Source organism: Candidatus Planktophila versatilis (assembly GCF_002288105.1).
Taxonomy (GTDB): Bacteria; Actinomycetota; Actinomycetes; order Nanopelagicales; family Nanopelagicaceae; genus Planktophila; species Planktophila versatilis.
In genome coordinates this window covers 889,281-905,416 of record NZ_CP016774.1, presented here as the reverse complement: position 1 = coordinate 905,416, position 16,136 = coordinate 889,281, and the positions used below count along the sequence as shown (strand labels likewise).

The window sequence follows — 16,136 nt, the reverse complement described above, 5'->3', positions numbered from 1 at the left end:
ACATGGAGCGGGTGACCGGGATCGAACCGGCATGGCCAGCTTGGAAGGCTGGGGCTCTACCATTGAGCTACACCCGCGAGTGGTGCGAAGGATGAGCGTACAGGGTGTGTAACTCAGAGTAAAAAATTACTCTAGACTCCGTTGTTGCGCCTCGGGGCGTAGCGTAGTGGCTAGCGCGCCTGCTTTGGGAGCAGGAGACCGGGAGTTCGAATCTCCCCGCCCCGACCAGAATTTCTTCACAGTATTACAGCTGTCATTAACTAATAGGAGCACTTCGTGAAAAGCACCGTTGAGACACTTTCTGCCACTCGCGTTCGTTTAGAAGTTGAAGTTCCTTATGCAGAGCTAACTAACCATGTTGCAGCTGCATATAAGAAGGTGGCAACACAGGTAAACATCCCAGGTTTTCGTAAGGGCAAAGTTCCGGCAGCGATGATTGATCAGCGCGTGGGACGTGGAACGGTTATTGATGAGGCGATTAATACCGCTCTGCCTGAGTTCTATGGCAAAGCTGCGCGTGAGCATGACGTGCTCGTTGTGGGACGCCCCACTGTTGATGTGAAGGAATTTGTCGATAACGACAAGCTCATCTTTACCGTTGAGGTAAATGTGCGCCCAGAAGTGACGCTTCCAGACTTTTCCAAGATCACTGTCACAGTAGATGATGTTGTTGTCGCAGATACTGATATCAATGAGCAGGTAGATGAGCTTCGCGCTCGCTTTGGAACCTTAAACACGGTTGAGCGTGCCACACAATCTGGTGACTTTGTCACTATCGATCTCACAGCCCGTATTGATGGCGCTGAAGTAGATGGTGGAAAAGCGAATGAGATTTCCTATGAAGTTGGCTCTAATCGCATGATTGACGGACTAGATGAAGCACTCGTTGGAATGAGCGCGGGGGATAACAAGACATTTACCACCCAACTCGTTGGTCAAAAAGATGACGAAAAGGGCGATGTTGAAATCGGTGTGAAGGCGGTAAAAGAGCGCGAGCTACCAGCAGCCGATGATGCATTTGCCAAACTTGCATCTGAATTCGATACTTTAGCTGAGCTGAAAGAGAATATCGCAGAGCGTTTATCACGAGTGAAGAAGATGGAACAAGGCGCGCAAGCACGCGACCTACTTCTAGAAAAGTTACTGGCAGATCTTGATATCCCAGTTCCAGATGAGATTGTGCTCGAAGAAGTGAATGAGCACCTTGCGGGTGAATCTCGGATGGAAGATGCCGAACACCGCGCTGAAGTAGATGGCCAGGTTCGCGCCTCAATTAAATCTGATTTCCTACTTGATGCCATAGTGAAGGTGGAAGAAGTTCAAGTCTCTGAAATCGAACTCACCGAATATCTCATTCGTATGTCACAGCGTTATGGAATGGGTCCGGAGCAATTTGCACAGGAGCTACAAAAAGCTGGACAAATTAGCCAGGTAGTTGCTGAGGTAACTCGCGCGAAGGCACTTGCATCAGTGTTGGGTCGTGTCTCAGTTGTCGACAAGTCCGGCCAAGTGATTGATCTTGAAGCCCTTCGCCCAGCACAAGGTCAGCCAGCAGCGCCCGAAGCCGAGTAACTCTTTAGCCGTAAGCGAACATCAGAGTTTTTAGCGCCTATCTCTCATATTTGGGAAGCAAATTGGCGCGGTAATTGTTAAGGTCAATACAAGGGAAAGTTATTGGAAGGATGAAACGTGGATGTTATTAACCCACAGGAGAACACGCCTGTAGCGCGCTCAGTTGGTTCAGAGCCATTTGGACTAGGCGATCAGATTTATAGTCGCTTACTCCGTGAGCGAATCATCTTTCTTGCTGGTGAAGTGCGCGATGAGATGGCCAACGCCATCTGCGCGCAGATGTTGTTACTAGCTGCTGAAGATTCTGAGAAAGACATTTACCTATACATCAACTCACCTGGTGGATCAGTAACTGCCGGTATGGCTGTTTATGACACGATGCATTACATCAAAAACGATGTTGCAACAGTTGCCATGGGAATGGCTGCCTCAATGGGTCAATTCCTTCTTACAGCTGGCGCACCTGGCAAGCGTTATGCAACACCAAACGCTCGAATCTTGATGCACCAACCGCTAGGTGGCATTGGCGGAACTGCAACAGATATTCGGATTCAGGCAGAGCAGATGGCTATTACCAAGCAGACGATGTCTGAACTCAATGCCAAGCACACCGGGCAACCGCTAGACAAGATTATTGCTGATTCAGATCGCGATAATTGGTTTAATGCCAAGGATGCACTTGCCTATGGATTTATCGATCACATCGCATCAAATGAAGGCCAAATCGCGGGAGGTAAGAAGTAATGAAGCACATTCAAGAAATTACGAACCGCTACGTTCTTCCAACAATTGAAGAGAAGACCGCCTATGGTTTTAAGCGCTTAGACCCATATACAAAGTTATTCGAAGAGCGCATCATCTTCCTTGGTCAGGCAATTGATGACACTGTGGCAAACGATGTGATGGCCCAGCTTCTGACTTTGGAGTCAATGGATCCAGATCGCGATATCTCGATCTACATTAACTCACCGGGTGGATCATTTACTGCACTCACCGCAATTTATGACACCATGCAATTTGTTCGCCCAGACATCACAACAATTTGTCTTGGCCAAGCAGCATCAGCTGCCGCAATCATCTTGGCTGGTGGCACAAAAGGTAAGCGCTATGGCCTAGAGCACTCACGTATCTTGATTCACCAACCTTCATCAGAAGGTGGCGGACAGGCATCAGATATTGAAATTCAAGCACGCGAAATTCTTCGCATGCGTGGATTACTCGAGACCATGCTTGCCAAGCACTCCAATAAGACTGTGGAAGAGATTGAGAAAGATATTGAGCGTGACAAGATTCTGACAGCTGCAGAGGCAGTGGAATACGGAATCATCGATAAGGTGATGGCTTCACGTAAGGCAAAGCCTTAAGCACACAATTTCACTAAAGGGGCGTCTGGTTCGAAAATGCTAAAGAAATATTTCGAACCCGGCGCTCTTTTCTCATACCCGGCATATCGCAACCTATGGATCTCAACGATCTTGACCATTCTTGCGATGTCAGCATTTCCAATCGCACTTGCCGTCACCATCCTTGATGCCGGTGGAACTATCACCACCTTGGGTTTGATTCTGGGTGCGCGAGTTCTCTCTGGCGTTCTCTTCTCTCCGGTAGGTGGCGTTGTTGTTGATCGATTACCTAGGAAAACAGTTCTAATTGCCGCCGATGGTTTTCGAGCAGTCATTGGTTCAGTAGTTGTCTTTATTGATCCTGCGCAGATTTCGATGTGGATCTTAGGTCTGATTGTTGTGTTGATGGGAATCTCTGATGGTTTTGGCGCACCGGCAGCGCAAGCACTCATGCCCAGCATCTTGCCTGATCATTTGTTGCCTGCTGGAAATGTGCTTCGCGGAATTGCTCTTCGCACATCACAGATTGCCGGTCCTGGTGTTGCCGGAGTACTGCTTGTCGCACTCGGAACTCATGCAACCTATGTTGCATGCTCCATCTTCTTTTTGGCAGGGGCCGCAATCCTGGCTCGTATTGATGAAGGTCCGATTGCGAAAAATGACAATGTGAAAAACCACTTCGTGCAAGATTTGCGAGAGGGTGTTCGAGTGGTCTGGTACTACAAGTGGATTGCCGCGATGATCGTGATGGCATCTGTGCAATTGATGCTGGTGATTGGCGTTGAGAATGTTCTGCTGCCTGTCATTACCAAGCGTGAATTTGGCGATGCCTCGGTATATGCCGCATCGGCGGCGCTCTTTAGTGTGGGGGGAGCGATATCCGCAGTCATCTTTATCAAGTGGAAGGTGAAAAATGAAGGGTTGGTCTCAGTCGTTGTGTGGGGGCTATTTATCTTCGCACCTCTTATTCTGGCATTTCCTTCTTCTGCGCCCTTAATTCTTTTTGCTTATCTGCTCGCCGGTTTTTCAGTGGGGCCGTGGGAAGCATTCTGGTCAACATCGGTGCAACGTGAAGTACCGGCTGAATATCAGGGACGAGTATTTAGTTTGGATTACATGGGCACGATGGGGCTAATGCCACTTGGCATGGCCTTAGTTGGCCCGCTGGTGAATATCTTTGGTGAGAAAGAGTTGCTCATCGGCGTCGCAGTCTTTCATCTGGCAATCTGCGCATTGGTACTTCTGGTGCCGGGAGTGAAAGAGATGAAGTCGAAATTGCCGCCATATTCACCTATAGGCGAACAAAGTCAGGCTTGATTTCACGCGCAATTTTTCACCATAAAAACTATCCTTACACCCATGTCCACCCGAATTGGCGAAGCTAACGACCTCCTCAAGTGCTCCTTCTGCGGCAAAACGCAGAAGCAGGTTAAGAAACTTATTGCAGGTCCAGGCGTTTATATCTGCGATGAATGTATTGAACTCTGTAACGAGATCATCGTTGAAGAACTCTCCGAGGCTTCCTCACTTGGTTTAAGTGAACTTCCTAAGCCACACGCCATCTTTGATTTCCTTGATCAATATGTGATTGGCCAAGATCGGGCAAAGAAGTCACTTTCGGTTGCTGTCTATAACCACTACAAGCGTGTGCAATCTGGAGATTCCCGCAATGAAGATGGAGTCGAGCTCGCGAAATCAAATATTCTCCTGCTTGGTCCTACAGGCTGCGGTAAGACACTGATGGCGCAAACTCTGGCACGTATGCTCAATGTCCCCTTTGCTATTGCAGATGCAACAGCGCTCACCGAGGCAGGTTATGTCGGGGAAGATGTTGAGAACATTTTGCTCAAGCTTTTACAGGCTGCCGATTACGATGTGAAAAAGGCTGAGACCGGAATCATCTATATCGATGAAATCGATAAGGTGGCTCGCAAATCTGAAAACCCATCTATTACTCGAGATGTTTCAGGTGAAGGTGTTCAGCAAGCGCTGCTTAAGATTTTAGAAGGAACAGTTGCCTCTGTTCCACCACAAGGTGGTCGCAAGCACCCACATCAAGAATTTATTCAGATTGATACCACAAACGTTCTCTTTATCGTCGGCGGTGCATTTGCTGGCCTCGATAAAATTATTGAATCACGCAGTGGTTCGGCCGGCGTTGGTTTCGGAGCTGAACTTCAGAGCGCGGAGGAGAAGAATCGCAGAGACATCTTTGCCGATGTCATGCCAGAAGACCTGCTCAAGTTTGGAATGATTCCTGAATTCATTGGTCGCCTGCCGGTTCTTACCAGCGTTGAAAATCTTGATAAGCCAGCTCTAATGCAGATTCTTACCGAGCCAAAGAATGCGCTGGTAAAGCAGTATCAGAAGCTCTTTGATCTAGATGATGTGGAACTCGAATTTTCAGAGGAAGCCCTGGAAGCGGTGGCCGACCTTGCACTCATTCGCGGGACTGGTGCACGTGGACTACGCGCCATCATGGAATCAGTATTACTTGGGGTCATGTATGAGATCCCGAGCCGCACAGATGTCGCCAAGGTAATCATCGAAAAGAGTTGCATCACAGATGGCGCTGCTCCGACCTTGCTGCCACGCACTGGCGATATTGCTAAGCGCGCTTCTCGTCGTGAGAAGAACACAGAGGAGAAAAGCGCGTAAAGGTAAACTAGACTGCGCTCCATGTCTTTAGAAAAGCGCGAGCTAGCACCGGCATTTACGCCGAGTGAAATCGAAGGCCCGCTCTATAAAAAGTGGTTAGACGCTGGCTACTTCACGGCCGATGCCAACTCATCTAAAGAACCATTTACCATCGTTATTCCACCACCGAATGTCACTGGCAATTTACATATCGGCCACGCACTCGATCAAACTCTGCAAGATTGCCTCACTCGCATGAAGCGCATGCAAGGTTTTGAAGCGCTCTGGCTTCCTGGAATGGACCATGCCGGAATTGCAACGCAGAATGTTGTGGAAAAACAATTAGCGACTAAGGGGCTTTCTCGTCATGATTTAGGTCGCGAAGATTTTGTGAAGAAAGTGTGGGAGTGGAAAGCTGAATCTGGCGGACAAATTCTTGGACAGATGAAGCGACTTGGCGATAGCGTGGATTGGTCTCGCGAAGCTTTCACAATGGATGAGAATCTTTCGCAGGCTGTTTTAACAATATTTAAGAAGTTATTTGATCAAGGGCTGATTTATCGGGCAGAGCGCATCATTAACTGGTGCCCACGTTGCCTCACAGCCCTTTCTGATATTGAAGTTGAACATCAAGATGATGCTGGCGAATTTGTCTCAGTTCGCTATGGCGATGGCGAGCAAAGCATTGTTGTTGCAACTACGCGCGCGGAAACAATGATGGGCGATGGCGCAGTGGCTGTGCACCCAGATGATCCTCGCTACAAACACCTGATTGGCACCGAAGTGATGCTGCCATTGGTTAATCGCATGATCCCCATCATCGCCGATGAATTAGTTGACCCTGACTTTGGTACTGGTGCGGTTAAGGTCACTGCAGCCCACGACCCGAATGACTTTGAAATGGCTCTTCGCCACAATGTTCCTTTTGTTGTCATCATGAACGAGCACGGTGTGATGGATGGCACGGGCACAGAATTCGATGGCATGGATCGCTTTGATGCGCGTGTGGCAGTTGTTGCAAAGCTGCGCGAGCTGGGACGGATTGTTGCCGAAAAGCGTCCTTACATTCACGCAGTTGGACATTGTTCACGCTGTGAAACAACAGTGGAGCCGCGTCTTTCAAAACAGTGGTTTGTAAAGGTGGAAACACTTGCGCAGGCAGCAGGCGATGCCGTCCGCGATGGTCGAGTAAGGATTGAACCAGAAGAGCTGGCACCTCGTTACTTTGATTGGGTCGATAATTTAAATGATTGGTGTATCTCGCGCCAGCTCTGGTGGGGTCATCGAATTCCAGTTTGGTATGGACCTAATGATGAAGTAGTTGTAGTTGGTCCTGGTGAAAAAGCGCCCGCTGGTTATACCCAAGATCCCGATGTCCTAGACACTTGGTTCTCATCCGCGCTCTGGCCTTTTTCAACTCTCGGCTGGCCGAATAACACAGCAGATGTGAAGAAGTTCTATCCAACGAGTGTTCTTGTTACTGGTTATGACATTTTATTCTTCTGGGTAGCACGCATGATGATGTTTGGGCTCTTTGCTATGGATGGCGTGCCACCTTTCCACACCATTGTTTTGCATGGACTTGTACGCGATCAATATGGCAAAAAGATGTCCAAATCTCGCGGCAATGTGGTCGACCCACTTGAATTTATTGATAAGTACGGGGCCGATGCGCTGCGCTTTACCTTGGCCCGCGGATCAAATCCCGGTAAAGATCAGGCTTTGGCCGAAGATTGGATTGCAGGTTCTCGTAACTTTGCCACCAAACTCTGGAATGCAACACGCTTTGCGATGATGAACGGGGCAACTGTTCAAGGTCCGTTGCCAGCGATGGAAAGCTTGTCAGAGATCGATAAGTGGGTGCTTTCGCGTTTAAGTGAAACAACTGCTGAATACACCGGCTTACTTGAACGCTATGAGTTCGCCCGTGCCTGCGAAGTTGTTTATCACTTTGCCTGGGATGACCTCTGCGACTGGTATCTGGAGCTCTCTAAAGAAGCATTTGCTTCTGGTAACGCGGCTGCATCCCAGCGCGTGCTCGGCCATGTGCTGGACACACTTTTCCGCTTGCTACACCCAGTGATGCCATTTATTACTGAAGAACTGTGGACCACATTTACGGGCGGTGAAACTCTTGTCACTGCGCAATGGCCAGTAGCAGATCCTGCCCACATCAATAAGAAGGCAGAAACACTTGTGGGCGAACTTCAGAAAGTCATTACCGAAGTTCGCCGCTTTCGTAATGACCAAGGTGTGAAACCAAGTGCGAAGATTCCGGGTCGATTTATTGCACCGGCTGATGTGTCTGCTTATGCAACTGCGATGGCATTCTTACTTAAGTTAGAACTTACTGAATTCACGCCAAGTGCCTCCGTTGAAATTGGCGCAATCAAAGTTGAACTCGATCTCTCTGGCACGGTAGATGTAGCAGCAGAGCGCACCCGCCTTACCAAAGACCTTGCCACGGCTCAGAAAGATCTCAAGACAGCGGAAGTGAAATTAAACAATGAAGGATTTATGGCGAAAGCCCCAGCAGATGTGGTGAAGGAAATTAAAGAAAGACTTGCCGTGACAACAAGTGATATTGAGCGGATCACAGCCCAGCTTGCAGCGCTCAAATAAATGAGTGAAATAACACCGCAGGACCAAGAGCTGCTCGACACAATCGAGAAAGCGCTGCTCACTCGCTGGCCGGAAACACAGATTGAGCCATCCCTGGAGAGGATTGCGGCACTTGTCGATGTTTTAGGGTCTCCGCAACTGACCTATCCCACAATTCACATTGGTGGCACTAACGGAAAGACCACCACATCGCGCATGATTGATTCACTTCTCTTTGAGATGGGGCTGCGCACGGGGCGATTTACTAGCCCGCACCTGGAGAGTTTTGTGGAGCGAATTGCAATTAACGGTGAACCAATAGATGCGCAAGCACTGATCTTTTCTTACAACGATATTGCCGCATACATTGAGATGATGGATTCGAAATTCGAACATCCCATTTCATACTTTGAAGCCCTCACCGCCCTTGCTTTCGCTGCTTTTGCCGAGCATCCAATCGATGTGGGTGTAATTGAAGTAGGCATGGGAGGCGAGTGGGATGCCACCAATGTGGTCCTGGCAGATGTTTCAGTTTTGATGCCGATCGACCTTGATCACACTGAGTATTTGGGTGAAACGCTGGCCGAGATTGCGCAGACGAAAGCGGGCATCATTAAAGAATCTGGTTTTATTGTTCTTGCCCAACAAGAGCCGGAAGCTGCCAAAGAGTTGCTCAAGCGAGCAGCATCGGTGGGCGCAGATGTTGTGCGCGAAGGCATTGAATATGCGGTGATGTCACGTTCGGTTGCAGTCGGCGGGCAGTTGTTAACTATTCGCGGGGCTCAAGATACGTATGAAGATATCTTTTTGCCTTTGCATGGCAAACACCAAGCATCAAATGCGGCGGCCGCACTTGTGGCAGTGGAGGCATTCTTTGGCGACCAAGAGTTAGATATCGAGGCGGTGCGCGCGGGATTTGCCGCTGTGACATCTCCTGGGCGCTGTGAAGTGCTCCACCGAGATCCGACCATCATTTTAGATGCGGCGCATAATCCGCATGGGGCTGCAGCGATTGCCGAGACAATTCAAAGTGAGTTTACCTTTGATGAGATTATTGGAGTAGTTGCGCCGATGGGTGATAAAGATATTCGGGGGATTCTGCTGGAACTTGAGCAGGTAATGGACTCCATCATCGTGACGACCAATAGTTCTGTGCGCTCAACCAATATTGATGAGCTAGAAAAGATGGCTATTGAAATCTTCGGACATGATCGCGTCTTTGCGCACGAGAAGTTAGCTGACGCCCTGGACAAGGCGATTAAGGATACGATCCGGCCGCTCAGTGATGAGACCATTGGAATTTTGGTTACTGGCTCTGTTGTCACAGCAGGGGATGCGCGTAGAATTCTGAGAAAGAAATTTGCAAAGGTAGATCAGTAATGCGCGTTCTAGGTTCGGCAGTATTGGTAATGGAATTTTTCATCATGGGTTTTGCCATGCTGCTTGCCAAAGATAACCACGAGGCATCGACAATTGTGGCTGGCGCAGTTATTGCGATACTTCTTCTTCTCACCCCAGGGCTATTAAAGAAACGAGCCGGGTGGATTCTTGGCTCTCTCTTGCAAATCTTGATGATCGGTTATGCCGTGGTGGTGCCATCGATGGCTATCGTGGGCCTGATTTTCGGGGGACTCTGGATTGCTGCCATCATTGTGGGTCGCAAGGGTGAGGCTGCTCGCGCTGCCCTGATGGCGACACGCACTCCTGACGCCTAATAGACTGACCCCTGTGAGCCTAGAAAAAACCCTCGTCCTGGTTAAGCCAGATGGTGTTGCGCGTGGATTAGTTGGCGAAGTAATCGCTCGGATTGAAGCTAAGGGATACACCATTGCAGCGATGCGGATGTTGCAAGCAGATCGAGCACTTCTTGAAAAGCATTACGCCGAACATCAAGGCAAACCATTTTTTGAACCACTCGTTGAGTTCATGATGTCAGGTCCCATCGTTGCCATCGTTGCGCAGGGAAATCGCGTCATTGAGGGTTTTAGATCATTGGCAGGTGTTACAGATCCAACAGTGGCAGCGCCCGGAACGATCCGTGGAGATCTTGCTCGCGATCAAGGAACTAAGGTTGTGCAAAATATTGTTCACGGCTCTGATTCACCCGAATCAGCTGCACGTGAAATAGCTATCTTCTTTGAGGGGAAATAAATGTCTAACAGAATGTCATTCATAGGCCGCGATATGGCCGTTGACCTAGGAACTGCAAACACCCTTGTTTATGTTCGAGGTCGTGGCATCGTTCTTAATGAGCCTTCAGTTGTTGCTGTTAACCAAGATACTGGCGGAATTTTAGCTGTTGGACTTGAAGCTAAGAAGATGATTGGTCGCACACCTGGCAACATCGTTGCCATTCGTCCACTTAAAGATGGTGTGATTGCAGACTTCGACACAACCGAGCGCATGCTCCGTTACTTTATTCAAAAAGTGCATCGTCGTAGTTATCTTGCTAAGCCACGTATAGTGGTCTGTGTTCCTTCAGGAATTACTGGCGTTGAACAGCGCGCTGTTAAAGATGCTGGCTATGCCGCAGGTGCTCGTAAGGTTTACATTATTGAAGAGCCGATGGCTGCTGCAATCGGTGCTGGTCTTCCCATCCACGAACCAACCGGAAATATGGTGGTAGATATAGGCGGTGGAACTACTGAAGTTGCCGTGATTTCACTGGGCGGAATCGTCACCGCGCTATCAATTCGTATTGGCGGCGATGAGCTTGATCAATCGATTATTAACTGGACCAAGCGCGAATACTCACTACTTTTGGGTGAGCGCACCGCCGAAGAGATCAAGATGGCTATCGGTTCGGCATACCCACTTCAGGGTGAAAATGATGCTGAAATTCGCGGTCGCGACCTGGCAACCGGACTTCCCAAGACCATCGTCGTTACAGCTGCTGAAATTCGCAAAGCACTAGAAGAGCCGGTCAATCAAATCATTAACGCAGTAAAGGCAACTCTTGATAAGTGCCCACCAGAGCTTTCCTCAGATCTCATGGATCGCGGCATCGTTCTGACAGGTGGCGGCGCACTTCTTAAGGGACTCGATGAGCGACTTCGCAAAGAGACTGGAATGCCAATTCATATTGCAGACCGTCCGCTGGATGCAGTCGTTGAAGGCTCCGGAAAATGCATTGAAGAGTTTGAAGCCCTTGAAAAGGTTTTGATCTCCGAGCCTCGTCGATAGGTAGTTAACTGTGCGCTACGGCGGCGACAACCGCGGTCGCTTACTCATCATCGTATTAATTGTTACTTCACTCTTCCTGATTACTTTGGATCTACGTGGCGTATCAGTAATTGGTGGCGTGCGCACAGGGACCCAGACCGCTCTCACTCCGGTGCAAAAATTTGGCTCTTGGGCGCTAACTCCATTTCGTAATTTTGCATCTGATGTCACTCACTTGGGGCGCACCCGCAACCAAATTGAGAAACTCAAGGCTGAAAATGAGACGCTGCGTAACACTCTGCTTAATCGAAAAACCGCCGATGCCCAATTGAAGCAATTAAAGAGCATTCTTAATCTTGCTGGTGGTGGTGGATATAAAGTTGTTAATGCAAAAGTTATTTCACAAGGCCCCACTACATCATTTACACAGACAATTACTATTGATGCCGGCACAAGTTCAGGAATTCGTAGCAACATGACGGTGATCTCTGGCTATGGTCTGGTTGGAGTTGTGAAGATTGCCTATCCAGATAGCTCTCTCGTTCAACTTGCATCAGATCCAGCATTTAGAATTGGTGCACGTATTGCAAAGTCAGAACAAATCGGAATCTTAAGCGGCCAAGGCTCTCGCACCGGTGTTTTGCAATTACTAGATAACACCACGACTGTGAAGGCGGGGGATGCACTCCTTGCTCGTGGAAGTGATAGCGGACGCCCCTTTGTTCCAGGAGTACCGATAGGCGAGGTGACTTCGGTTGATAACTCACCGGGCGCTGTCACCCAAACTGCCGAAGTAAGGTTCTATGCCAACTTCTCCACACTCGGAGTTGTGGCAGTTGTGACCGCAAAGCCGGAATCTGATCCTCGAGATGCATTGGTACCGCCCAAACCTGTCCCCACTCCACTTCCCACAGTGACTATTTATGCAACACCTTCTCCATCATCATCTACCAGCACAGAGCCATGATGGAACTATGACAATCCGTAGATATCTTCTTTCTATCCCAATCTTTCTCTTTATCTATGTATTGCAAGAAGCTTTTATTACTCAACTCAGATTGCCTCTTGGCGGTTTCTCACTCCTGCTCATCGCTACTCTTATCTGGGCAACGCTAAGCACGCCAGAAATTGGCGCTCTTACCGGTTTCGGTGCCGGCATCCTGATGGATCTCTCGCAAAGTTCGCCTGGCCCAATGGGTCACTGGACTCTTGTTCTGATTTTGGCCGGATATGGTGTTGCATTTTTAGGTTATGGCGATGACAACATTCGTTCTAATCCCATCAACATCGTTCTGATTACCACTGTCGGAGTCGTGGCTAGTCAATTTGTTTTCTTACTATTGGGGTTTCTACTCGGACAAGAGTTAGGAAGTATTTCTCACATCGCATTTCTACTGGCGGGATCAGCATTTTGGACTGCAATAGTCTCACCGCTAGTACTTAAAATTCTTGCCTACATACATGCAAATGTCTTTGGAACTAGATCACTCCTATGAACCAACGCTCACGCTTAAGTTTGTTAGTGATTCAAATATTTTTTGTCTCTCTCATGGTCGCACTCCTTGGCCGTCTCTTTTATCTTCAAGTTGCAGCAGGTCCGACCTATCGCGATGCCGCATTGAGTATTCAAAGCCGCGATGTTGCAACTCCGGCAAACCGTGGATTTATAGTTGATTCTTCCGGCGTTCCGCTGGCGCTGAGCAAGGTTGCCCTCGCTATTACTGTTGATCGCACCGTGATTGATAAGTTGCCTGATGAGGGCGTAGCAGTGCTACGAAAGCTCGTTAAGTTGTTAGGACTTCAATACTCTGATGTGTGGCAGCGCACGCGCCTCTGCGGTGAGTTACCCAAGGGAGTGCGTGCTGGTTGCTGGACAGGTTCACGTTTCCAACCTATCCCTATTACCAAATCTGCTGATCCAGCACTTGCGTTGCGCATTGTTGAAAGATCAGATCGTTATCCTGGAATTTCTGCCACACCTGTTGCCATTAGAAGTTACCCGCAAACACTGGGTGTCACCGGTAGTCATGTGCTGGGTTATGTCGGGCCACTGACAGAGGCAGATCTTGCTGGTGCTAATGGGCGCACCTACTTCCGTTCTGAATTTATTGGTAAGACCGGGCTTGAAATCGAATACGATGAATATCTACGTGGTGTTCCTGGAATAAAAACTTTTATCGTTGACCGCAAAGAAGCGGTGACGAATACGAGTCAGGATACGAAGCCGATTGCCGGCAATCACTTGGTGACAAGTTTAGATGTCAGACTTCAAGCTGCCAGTGAAAAAGCGCTGGAGGGAGCAGTAAAGCGTGCACGTTCGATGGGATATCGAGCAGATGGTGGAGCCGCAGTCGTTCTTGATGTTCGAAACGGTCAAGTTCTTGCGCTAGCTTCTTATCCATCTTTTGATCCCAATGCCTTTGAACGTGGACTGACAATCAAAGAAGCACAGGCGCTTTATAGCGAAGACAATGGTGTACCAGCACTGAACCGGGCGCTACAGGGACTCTATGCTCCGGCCTCTACCTTTAAAGCAGTTTCGGTAGTAGCATCAAAAGCTGCGGGATATGACTTGAATAAGAGTTATTCGTGTCCATCGGAAGTGCAAGTGGGAACTCGTGCTTTTCAAAACTTCGAAAGTAAGGCCCAAGGAACGATTTCGATGAAGAAGGCAATCGCAATTTCGTGTGACACTATCTGGTATCAAATTGCATACGATGAGTGGGTGCGAGATGGTGGTTTACGGCCTAAATCAAACCCGAATGACCACTTCTTTAACGCTGCCAAGGGCTTTCAGGTGGGGGTAAGAACAGGTGTAGATCTACCTTCTGAATCAGCTGGAAGACTTGCTGACCGCGAGTATAAGAAGACTTGGTATGAACAGAATAAAGCTTTTTACTGTAACTACAGAGATCGCGCAACAAAGGCGCAGCAAACGCCATTTCTGCTTCAGCTAGCGCAAGAAAATTGCGTAGACGGAGATAAAATCCGTGGTGGTGATGCGGTGAACTTCTCTATCGGTCAAGGCGATACTGTGATTACACCCATTAAGTTAGCTCAAATGTATGCAGCGATAGCTAACGGCGGAACAATCTGGCAACCCACCATCGCCAAAGCTGTGGTGAGTCAGCAAGGAGAGGTAATCCAAACATTTGAACCAATAGAGTTGGGCGACATCTCAGCCGATTCGCAAACCATCGCTTTCTTGCATGATGCACTCCAAGAGGTCACCCTGTCTGGAACCTCGGCCGGAATCTTTTCACGTTTTCCAGTGCCAACAGCAGGTAAGACTGGAACTGCGCAAGTATTTGGTAGGAACTCAAATGGAACACAGAAAGCTGATACCTCTTGGTATGCCTCTTTTGCACCAGCGAAGAAACCACGCTACGCAGTTGTCATGATGGTCAGCCAAGGTGGTTTTGGAGCCAGTACATCAGGTGTGGGTGTGCGAGAAATTTATGAGACTCTCTTCGGCGTACAAGGCAATATTGTTAAACCTGAACTAGCGTTATTTCCTAAAGGAAAACCACCGATTAAGTTGCCTCGTATCTCACCGGCCAAGAAACCGGCTGCATCTATATTGAACCCAGAAAAAGCGAAGAAGGAGATTGCGGTGACCAAGCCATGAGTACATTCCTTAATCGCAGCCGTTATCGCCGCACGCGAAGCCACTCCTTCTTTTCCGGCTTTGACCCAATTCTCAGCGCTGCAGTCGGTGGACTACTCATCATCGGAACGCTCTTGGTATATGCCGCAACCCGTGATTGGTATTCAGCTAACGGCCTTGATCCCGAGTACTACCTCAAGCGACATGTCATTAACATCGTTATTGGTTTGGCACTTGCCTGGGGGACAACAATCATTGATTACCGCCTGCTTCGCGCTTACACCCCATTTATCTGGGGCTTTGGTGTACTCGGTTTAATTCTTGTCCTTATTCCAGGAGTGGGCAGTGAAATTAATGGAGCTAAAGCGTGGATCCGTCTTCCGGCAGGTTTTCAGATTCAACCGGCTGAGATTGCCAAGATCTCAATCATTATTGGAATTTCCATGTTGTTATCTGAGCGCACACATAACTCAGATGAACCAAGCACAAACGATATTCTCAAAGCACTCGCAGTTGCCGCCCTTCCGATCCTGCTTATTTTGCGGCAGCCAGATATGGGGACGGTCTTCATTATTAGCGCATCAGTTGTCACAATCCTGGCCGTCTCAGGTGCTCCCATGAAGTGGATTGTCGGTCTGATATTGCTGGCAGTCATTGGTGGATTTGTTGCAACGAAGACTGGAATTATTAACGATTACCAAGTAAAGCGATTGCAATCCTTTGTTAACCCAAACGCTGACACGCAGGGCGCTGGCTACCAATTACGCCAAGCGCGCATCACGGTTGGCTCTGGTGGGCTGATCGGCACTGGTTTATTTAATGGTCCACAAACAAATGGACGATTTGTGCCAGAGCAACAGACAGACTTCATCTTTACCGTGGCCGGTGAAGAACTCGGCTTTGTTGGCTGCTCAGTGATAATTCTGCTGCTACTCACTATTCTCATGCGAGCATTTGGAATTGCTAGACGATCGACGGACCCCTACGGGACACTGGTCTGTACCGGAGTTATTGCCTGGTTTGCTTTTCAGATATTTGAAAATATTGGTATGACATTGGGCTTGATGCCCATGACCGGAGTTCCACTGCCCTTCCTGTCGTATGGTGGCTCAAGCATGTTTGCCAATCTCATCGGAATCGGGCTATTACAGAATGTTCACGCCCGCCAGCGCGGCTGATTCACGCTCAAAATAGGTTTTCTACCAACTTATCTG

Annotated in this window: 14 protein-coding genes and 2 tRNA genes; 15 read left to right on the top strand and 1 reads right to left on the bottom strand. The window is 48.7% G+C overall.

What is annotated here, in order from left to right; translation table 11 throughout:
• Positions 1-3: 3 nt before the first annotated feature.
• Positions 4-77: transfer RNA gene (locus A1sIA79_RS04605), tRNA-Gly, on the bottom strand.
• 75 nt (positions 78-152) lie between these two features.
• Between A1sIA79_RS04605 and A1sIA79_RS04600 the strand changes: the two genes are divergently transcribed.
• The 15 genes from A1sIA79_RS04600 (at position 153) to rodA (ending at position 16,100) form a co-directional block, all read left to right on the top strand.
• Positions 153-228 (top strand) — tRNA-Pro (locus A1sIA79_RS04600).
• 48 nt (positions 229-276) lie between these two features.
• The gene (gene tig / locus A1sIA79_RS04595) at positions 277-1,572 is read left to right on the top strand and encodes a trigger factor (RefSeq protein WP_095675044.1); all 1,296 of its coding nucleotides are present in this window, start codon (positions 277-279) and stop codon (positions 1,570-1,572) included.
• A 126-nt stretch (positions 1,573-1,698) separates the two neighbouring features.
• Positions 1,699-2,316, top strand: a complete 618-nt coding sequence (locus tag A1sIA79_RS04590) for an ATP-dependent Clp protease proteolytic subunit (protein WP_190277093.1) — start codon at positions 1,699-1,701, stop codon at positions 2,314-2,316.
• A complete protein-coding gene (locus tag A1sIA79_RS04585; RefSeq protein ID WP_095675043.1) occupies positions 2,316-2,936 on the top strand; it encodes an ATP-dependent Clp protease proteolytic subunit in 621 nt (206 codons plus the stop codon). Before A1sIA79_RS04590 ends, A1sIA79_RS04585 begins: the two co-directional genes overlap by 1 nt.
• Positions 2,937-2,972: 36 nt before the next feature.
• Positions 2,973-4,232 (top strand): MFS transporter, encoded by a 1,260-nt coding sequence (locus A1sIA79_RS04580; RefSeq protein ID WP_095675042.1) that lies wholly within the window; start codon positions 2,973-2,975, stop codon positions 4,230-4,232.
• Positions 4,233-4,274: 42 nt separating this feature from the next.
• A complete protein-coding gene (clpX, locus tag A1sIA79_RS04575; protein ID WP_095675041.1) occupies positions 4,275-5,573 on the top strand; it encodes an ATP-dependent Clp protease ATP-binding subunit ClpX in 1,299 nt (432 codons plus the stop codon).
• Between the two features lie 21 nt (positions 5,574-5,594).
• Positions 5,595-8,174 carry a valine--tRNA ligase gene (locus A1sIA79_RS04570; RefSeq protein WP_095675040.1) on the top strand — a complete coding sequence of 860 codons (2,580 nt, stop codon included), beginning with the start codon at positions 5,595-5,597 and terminating at the stop codon, positions 8,172-8,174.
• Entirely contained in the window at positions 8,175-9,533 is a 1,359-nt protein-coding gene (locus A1sIA79_RS04565) for a bifunctional folylpolyglutamate synthase/dihydrofolate synthase (RefSeq protein ID WP_095675039.1), read from the top strand.
• The gene (locus A1sIA79_RS04560; protein WP_095675038.1) at positions 9,533-9,868 is read left to right on the top strand and encodes a DUF4233 domain-containing protein; all 336 of its coding nucleotides are present in this window, start codon (positions 9,533-9,535) and stop codon (positions 9,866-9,868) included. Before A1sIA79_RS04565 ends, A1sIA79_RS04560 begins: the two co-directional genes overlap by 1 nt.
• Positions 9,869-9,881: 13 nt before the next feature.
• The gene (ndk, locus tag A1sIA79_RS04555) at positions 9,882-10,304 is read left to right on the top strand and encodes a nucleoside-diphosphate kinase (RefSeq protein WP_095675037.1); all 423 of its coding nucleotides are present in this window, start codon (positions 9,882-9,884) and stop codon (positions 10,302-10,304) included.
• Complete coding sequence (locus A1sIA79_RS04550; RefSeq protein WP_095675036.1) at positions 10,305-11,336, top strand: rod shape-determining protein; 1,032 nt, start codon at positions 10,305-10,307, stop codon at positions 11,334-11,336.
• A 10-nt stretch (positions 11,337-11,346) separates the two neighbouring features.
• The gene (gene mreC, locus A1sIA79_RS04545; RefSeq protein ID WP_095675035.1) at positions 11,347-12,282 is read left to right on the top strand and encodes a rod shape-determining protein MreC; all 936 of its coding nucleotides are present in this window, start codon (positions 11,347-11,349) and stop codon (positions 12,280-12,282) included.
• Entirely contained in the window at positions 12,239-12,811 is a 573-nt protein-coding gene (gene mreD, locus A1sIA79_RS04540; protein WP_223298325.1) for a rod shape-determining protein MreD, read from the top strand. The genes mreC and mreD overlap by 44 nt, the downstream gene beginning before the upstream one ends.
• Positions 12,808-14,943: a penicillin-binding protein 2 gene (mrdA, locus tag A1sIA79_RS04535; protein WP_095675033.1), complete on the top strand. Its 2,136-nt coding sequence runs from the start codon at positions 12,808-12,810 to the stop codon at positions 14,941-14,943. Before mreD ends, mrdA begins: the two co-directional genes overlap by 4 nt.
• A complete protein-coding gene (gene rodA / locus A1sIA79_RS04530; protein WP_095675032.1) occupies positions 14,940-16,100 on the top strand; it encodes a rod shape-determining protein RodA in 1,161 nt (386 codons plus the stop codon). Before mrdA ends, rodA begins: the two co-directional genes overlap by 4 nt.
• The last annotated feature ends 36 nt before the right edge of the window (positions 16,101-16,136 follow it).